Source organism: Dehalococcoidia bacterium, from assembly GCA_021295915.1.
Lineage (GTDB): Bacteria > Chloroflexota > Dehalococcoidia > Lucifugimonadales > UBA1123 > VXRN01.
The window spans coordinates 1-5,917 of record JAGWBK010000073.1 but is presented as its reverse complement, the minus strand read 5'-3'; the positions used below and the strand labels follow the sequence as shown (position 1 = coordinate 5,917).

At 57.7% G+C, this 5,917-nt stretch carries 4 protein-coding genes; 3 read left to right on the top strand and 1 reads right to left on the bottom strand.

The features are described from left to right. Positions 1-250 precede the first annotated feature (250 nt). Positions 251-1,300 carry an acyl-CoA desaturase gene (locus J4G14_14760; GenBank protein ID MCE2459052.1) on the top strand — a complete coding sequence of 350 codons (1,050 nt, stop codon included), beginning with the start codon at positions 251-253 and terminating at the stop codon, positions 1,298-1,300. A gap of 548 nt (positions 1,301-1,848) precedes the next feature. Here J4G14_14760 and J4G14_14755 read toward each other — a convergent pair. Next, positions 1,849-2,856 (bottom strand): response regulator, encoded by a 1,008-nt coding sequence (locus tag J4G14_14755; GenBank protein ID MCE2459051.1) that lies wholly within the window; start codon positions 2,854-2,856, stop codon positions 1,849-1,851. A 1,112-nt stretch (positions 2,857-3,968) separates the two neighbouring features. Here J4G14_14755 and J4G14_14750 point away from each other — a divergent pair. Together J4G14_14750 and J4G14_14745 are read left to right on the top strand one after the other, a co-directional pair. Further along, positions 3,969-5,483, top strand: coding sequence for a hypothetical protein (locus J4G14_14750; protein ID MCE2459050.1), 1,515 nt, complete (start codon positions 3,969-3,971; stop codon positions 5,481-5,483). 2 nt (positions 5,484-5,485) lie between these two features. Continuing rightward, the coding region (locus tag J4G14_14745) for a hypothetical protein (protein ID MCE2459049.1) at positions 5,486-5,917 on the top strand (432 nt) is incomplete at its 3' end.

Below are 5,917 nucleotides of genomic sequence, written 5' to 3'. Positions count from 1 at the left end.
GTCAACTATCTGATGAAACGGAGAATCCCATTGAGTTACGAGGACAGGACCCTCTCCTGTACAGAGTGTGGCCAATCACTCACCTTCAGCGATGACGACCAGTCGTTCTCCAGCCCGATGGTGAGACATATTCGGGACAAGGGAACTTAAAGTTAGAATTCTGGCGTCCCAGCCAGACCCATAGAGATGGCCGCCAGTCCTGGTGGCCATCTCTACGTGAAATAAGCCTAAATCGAAAGGCGGAAAACGGATGGCAATGGAGTCAACCGACGAGATGTCGGGCGCGCCGGACGGCGCTGCCAGGAAAGAATTGGAGCCAAACGAATACGCGCAACTGAAGCGGCTTGTCAAGGATGCGGGACTATTGGAAAAGAACCCGGGGCATTACGTCGTCAGGTTGATCGTGTACATGAGCCTGCTGGCGCTGAGTGTCGCGGTTCTCACGCTTGTGGACGGCGTGTGGCCGCAGATGCTGAACGCAGCCCTTCTGGCATTTGTCATTGTGCAGATGAGCTTTACCGGACACGATCTGGGCCACAAACAAGTGTTCCGTTCCAGCCGAAATAACGATATCCTCGGCCTGTTCGTGAGCTTCTTGATCGGCATCAACCGGACTTGGTGGGTTGAGAAGCATAACGAGCACCACAGTAATCCCAATGATCTGGACATGGACCCCGACATCGAAATCCCAGTGGTCGCGTTTTCGGAAGATCAGGCTCGCGCCATGAAGGGAATACCCCGCTTGATCGTCAGGCACCAGGCTTTTCTCTTCTATCCGCTGGTCTGTTTAGAGGGCTTGGTGCTCAAGTACTCGGGCATCCGGTACATGCTCACAAACAGGCTTAGGTTCCCCATAGCCGAGCCGATAATGATGGTCGGCCACATTGGTGTCTATGCTGGCTTGGTGTTCCTGTCCCTGCCGTTCTGGCAAGGGTTGCTGTTCATCGCGGTCAACCAGTTGCTGATCGGGCTGTACATTGGCTCGACGTTCGCACCCAATCATAAGGGCATGCTAATGCTCGATGGGGAGATGCGGCTTGACTTCTTAAGGAGGCAGGTGCTCACATCCAGGAATGTTAGGTCGAGTCCCATTAACGACCTTCTATACGGCGGGCTGAACTACCAGATCGAACACCATCTGTTCCCGAGTATGCCCCGCAACCGGTTGAAGGAAGCGCAGAAGATCGTCAGGCCCTTCTGCGGGGAGCATTCGATTTCGTACTACGAAACGGGCGTAGTCCAGTCGCAGCGAGAGATACTGCAGTACCTGCACCACGTCAGCGCACCGTTGCGCGCGTGAGATCCAGTGCCCGCTGTAAGATATGTGAGCGGCACATTTCGGTTATAACGGCCTGCCGGGTTCTGTGTGAGTATCCGACCTTCGACCTCGGGAGAGGTACGGTAGGCCGGCCACCCGGGGCAAGTGTGGAGAGTGCGGTAGCACGATGTTCAGGATAGGCAAGGCGTCCTGAGCGAACAGGCCGAGGGCGGTTAATTCCACCTAAACGGCCTGAGACTGCGATGATAATTTATGGGCCATCCGGGATCGGAAACTTATTCCCTGTGAGACCGACTGTTGGAGACGTCCTACTGGGTTCGTCCCATGGAACTTAGTCGTCTGGAAGGATGAAGCCTCCCGGACCCGCGAGAGTGAAGAAGTTGTCCAGCCGGCGAGCCTACAAGTCCAAACTATGTTCACTGGGGACGAGGCTCCAGTGTGACTATGTCTCGTGTGCGGCGCTTGACGTCCTGGAATGACTCAAGGTTGACTCCGGCCTGTTGGTAAGTTAGTCCTGTCATATGGTCTCTGTCCATGTGGTTGGGATGGACGGTTGGAGTATGGCTATATTAGGGAGTTTCGGATGGTTCCGCGCTCGGTGGCTCACCTCTCATCATCCGATAGCCGACGCGTGGCTCGGTGAAGATGTAGGTGGGGTTGTCTGCGTTCTCACCCAGCTTGCGACGCAGCTTGCTGACGATGGTGCGCATGGGCCGCACGTCCCTGTCCTCGCCGCTCCTCACACGCCAAACTCGCTCCAACAGGTGATCGTAGGTCAGCGTCCGCCCGGCGTTGGCCGATAGCTCGACAAGCATCTTGTACTCCATCGCCACCAGCGGTACCGAACGACTGGCAAGCGTCACCCTGCGAGAGGTGTAGTCGATGGTGAGGTCTCCCAGCATGTACGGCTCCGACGGTTCGGAGACTTCCCGCCGGCGCAGGGCAGCCCTGATCCTCGCGGCCAACTCCGTCGGCGAGAAGGGCTTGACGATGTAGTCCACAGCTCCCTTGTCTAAGGCCTTGGCTACGAGTTCCTCCCGTCCGTAGGCCGACAGGAAGATGACCGGCACGTTCGCTGTCTTCAGGATTTCCTCCATCAGCTCGATGCCGTCAGTTCCGGGGAGCATCATGTCCAGCAGCGCCAGCTGGGGCCTCTCCTCTTCTATCAGGCGGACCGCCTCCTCCGGTTCACCGGTAACTATCGGCGCATAGCCCGACTGGGCGAGAGTGTCGCGAACGTAGCGGAGGGTCTGGGGGTCGTCGTCCACAATTAGGATTCTCTCCTGTTCCTCCTCCGACTCCTCGCTCTGTGAGGAGCGCGTCGAGACCGGTGGGAGTGCGCTTGATGCGCCGATACCCGACACCCCAAGTGTCGGGAGCGTGAAGGTGAAGCGCGCCCCCAGTCCCTGCCTGTGACTCTTGGCCCAAATGCGCCCGCCGTGCGCCTCCACTATACCCTTGGAGATCGCTAGGCCCAAGCCGGTGTTCTCCCTCCGGTCGTCGGACTGTACCATGGAGAATTTCCTGAACAGGTGTGGCAAACCCTCCGCAGGGATGCCCCTTCCTTCGTCGGCCACCGCTATCGCGACGTGAGGGATCGCGCCCCATCCACCACGTCCTGCAACACCGTTTCGAAGTCTAGGTCCCCGGTGATGCGGAGACAGGCCTCGCTCAGACGGGAGAGACGGTCCCGCAGCTGTGCTATCTCTCGTAAGAGAGCGTCCGGTCGGTTAATCTCGCCGCCTCGATTGGAATGTAAAGACCCTGAAATTCCCTCCCTCGCTGACAGGCTGGATTCGGACCCAACAGGGCATTCATGCCGAATTTGCCGAAGAGTTACGAGAAGTCATAGTAACCGACTCAAGGTTACGTAAAGATTGTACTGCATGTGGTAGCGCTCTCAAACACTTTACTCGGTAAGCGGAGATAACCGCACGTTCTTCTGTCGGCGACATCCTGAAATGGATGCAGCGCATTCACAGGGGTCACAACCGTGGGGAGTTCTCGGGTCGCTGAAAGACTTTGACGACAACTAATCACGTACGGGGACATCCCCCAAGCGGAGGTACACACTTGAGAAGACGGATCGTCTGAAGAAAAGAGCCCCGCCTCTGTGTGGGGCGTAGGAGTCGTCGCCTAACGCTGACCTGTTGGAGGCGACGACTTTGGTAACCTGCAACTCCCAACATTTCTGCCTCCTGGAGTATAGGGCGCAGGCCGGATGAGCGGACAAGACTGCGATGGGACTTGTTGCCACGCTCCCATAAGGTCACTGCACATCGAAGCGCTTGGCGCCATAAGGATCATATCGAGAACGGGTCGACAGGTCATTTTGAGGGCATATGAGCCAGTCTCATTAAGAGTCAGACTCGATCCCGCATTTTTCATAATGGAACACGTTAACTCCGCCGTTCACGTGTGAGCCGATCGAGGTTGACACAATGCGCATGGGAGAATATATTTCCGGAAACAGTGTCCACATTTTCCCCCATTCAGGGCTATTGGAACCAGCCTAAGATTATTATCAGAGGCAGCATCGCAATTACCAGATGAGTCATTGCATCCCAACTTTACTGAGAATGAGGCTTTGAGCTGTTTCTTCAGCAGCCTGTTAGGGACTCGTAGCTTTGATCGCACCACAATTCGCCGTGTATAGATAGGAAAGGATGGGGTACGGAAATTGAAAAAAGTGCAGTTATTAATAGCGATGGCGACTCTCGCATTAGCGTTAGTGGCACTGATGGCATGTGCAAGTGAACCGGCGGCGGCTCCCGCCGCGCCGACACCGGACGTCGCTGCGATTGCGGCGCAGGCGGCTCAGCAAGCGGTCCAGCAGGCACAGCAAGCTCAGCCAGCGCCGGCTCCTGCAGTGCAGGGCGCCACTTCGGAAGAAGTGTCCAAGGCCGTTCAGGAGGCGCTGAAGGCGCAGGAGGCGCAGATAGCGAAGTCCGTCGAAGAGGCCGCGAAGAAGGCTGCCGAGGCGGCGGTCGAAGCCGCTCCACTCGCCGTTGCGCAGTTGAAGCCCGAGGACGTCAAGGCTGTCGAGATAAGAACAGGCCCGTCCTACGGCGGACAGCTGAGACTTGCACTAGCCAGCGAGCCCGGCTCCAAGTGGGACATGTGCGAGTTCAAGAACCAAGAAAGGCTCTCCTACTCGGTCGAGAATTTCCTGATCGGCGACTACAACAAGGGTCCGTCAGGTTCCGGCGAGACAACATATCTGCCCACACTGGATTTCGGAACGGACAAGCTCGCAACCGGAGCCCTGGCCGACAGCTGGGAAATACCGGATCCTCTGACATACAGTTTCCACGTGAGGCCGGGAATCAGATGGCAGGACAAGCATCCCACATTCGGCAGGCCGGTCGAAGTTGATGAACTGGTTGCCGAGATGAACCGCATCAAGGACTGCCGCTGGCCCAGGCACGACTTCCTGGACGAGGTGACCGGCGACGATACGGACGGCGATGGCGTCAACGATACGGTTACATACCACACCAACAAGCCGGTCTCGTTCTGGGGTTACGAGTTCGCCTGGGGTCCCTACCTGATAGCCGCACCCCCTGAGACCATCGAGCTTGGTACGGACGTTCCCTGGAACCAGTCCGGCACCGGCCCATGGATGACGGTCGAGGATGGATACGTAGCCGGCAGCAAGCTCGAATTCGAGAAGAACCCGGACTGGTGGGCCACGTACAGTGTCGAAGGCACAGAATACGCGATGCCCTTCATGGACGGGATAGTCGAGATCATCATACCCCAGGAAGCCGCCAGGCTGGCCGCCCTGAGGACGGGTAAGATTGACAAGTTGCGCTCGGTGCGCGCATCCGACTGGGCCAGCATCGAAGAGTCGAACCCCGACCTAGGCAAAGTCAAGCCTCTTGAGAGAGCGCACGTGTTCTGGATGCCGATGAACAAGCCTCCATTCGACGATCTCAGGGTGCGTCGTGCGATGAACATGGGTGTCGATAGACAGGTCTTCTCTGAGAACCTGTTCGAGGGCGACTCGGTCCTGTTCGCCTTCCCGTCGTCTCCTGAGTGGCCGCTGCACTATGTGCCGCTGGACCAGCAGCCGGAGTCGGTGCAGGAATACTTCGAGTACAACCCAATGAAGGCCGGAGAGTTGCTGGACGAGGCCGGATATCCCCTGGACGCGGACGGCACACGCACACCATTGAGCTCGAGCTCGAGTCAGCGCAGATAGCGGTGGACTTCTGGGACGACATTGGTGTGAAGGTCACGCTGGACCTGGTAGATGGTCCTGTCATACAGAGCCGTCTGTTCGAGAAGCAGTACGACTTCATGTTCTGGCACGAGCCGGCGAGGCCGAACGCGCTGAACAACTTCAGGGCCGGACACCAGTGGAACTTCTCCAACCTGAACGATCCCGCATGGCATGCCATGTGGGAGGACGTACTGGCCGCGACCGAGTCTGACGAGCAGATAGCCCTCATCAAGGAGGCGAACACCAGCTTCCTCGAACTGGCGCCGGCTGTACAGATTCCGGCCGGATTCAGCGGTGACTACTGGCAGCCATGGGTGCAGAACCACAACGGCGAGAGAATTCTTGCCTTCGTGGACTTCTCCACCAAGTGGGCCTATGTCTGGCTTGACCGCGACATGAGAGAGGCCAGGACA

Coding starts and splice junctions, on each gene's coding strand:
- J4G14_14760 (MCE2459052.1), top strand. CDS start 251: ATGGCAATGGAGTCAACCGACGAGATGTCGGGCGCGCCGGACGGCGCT.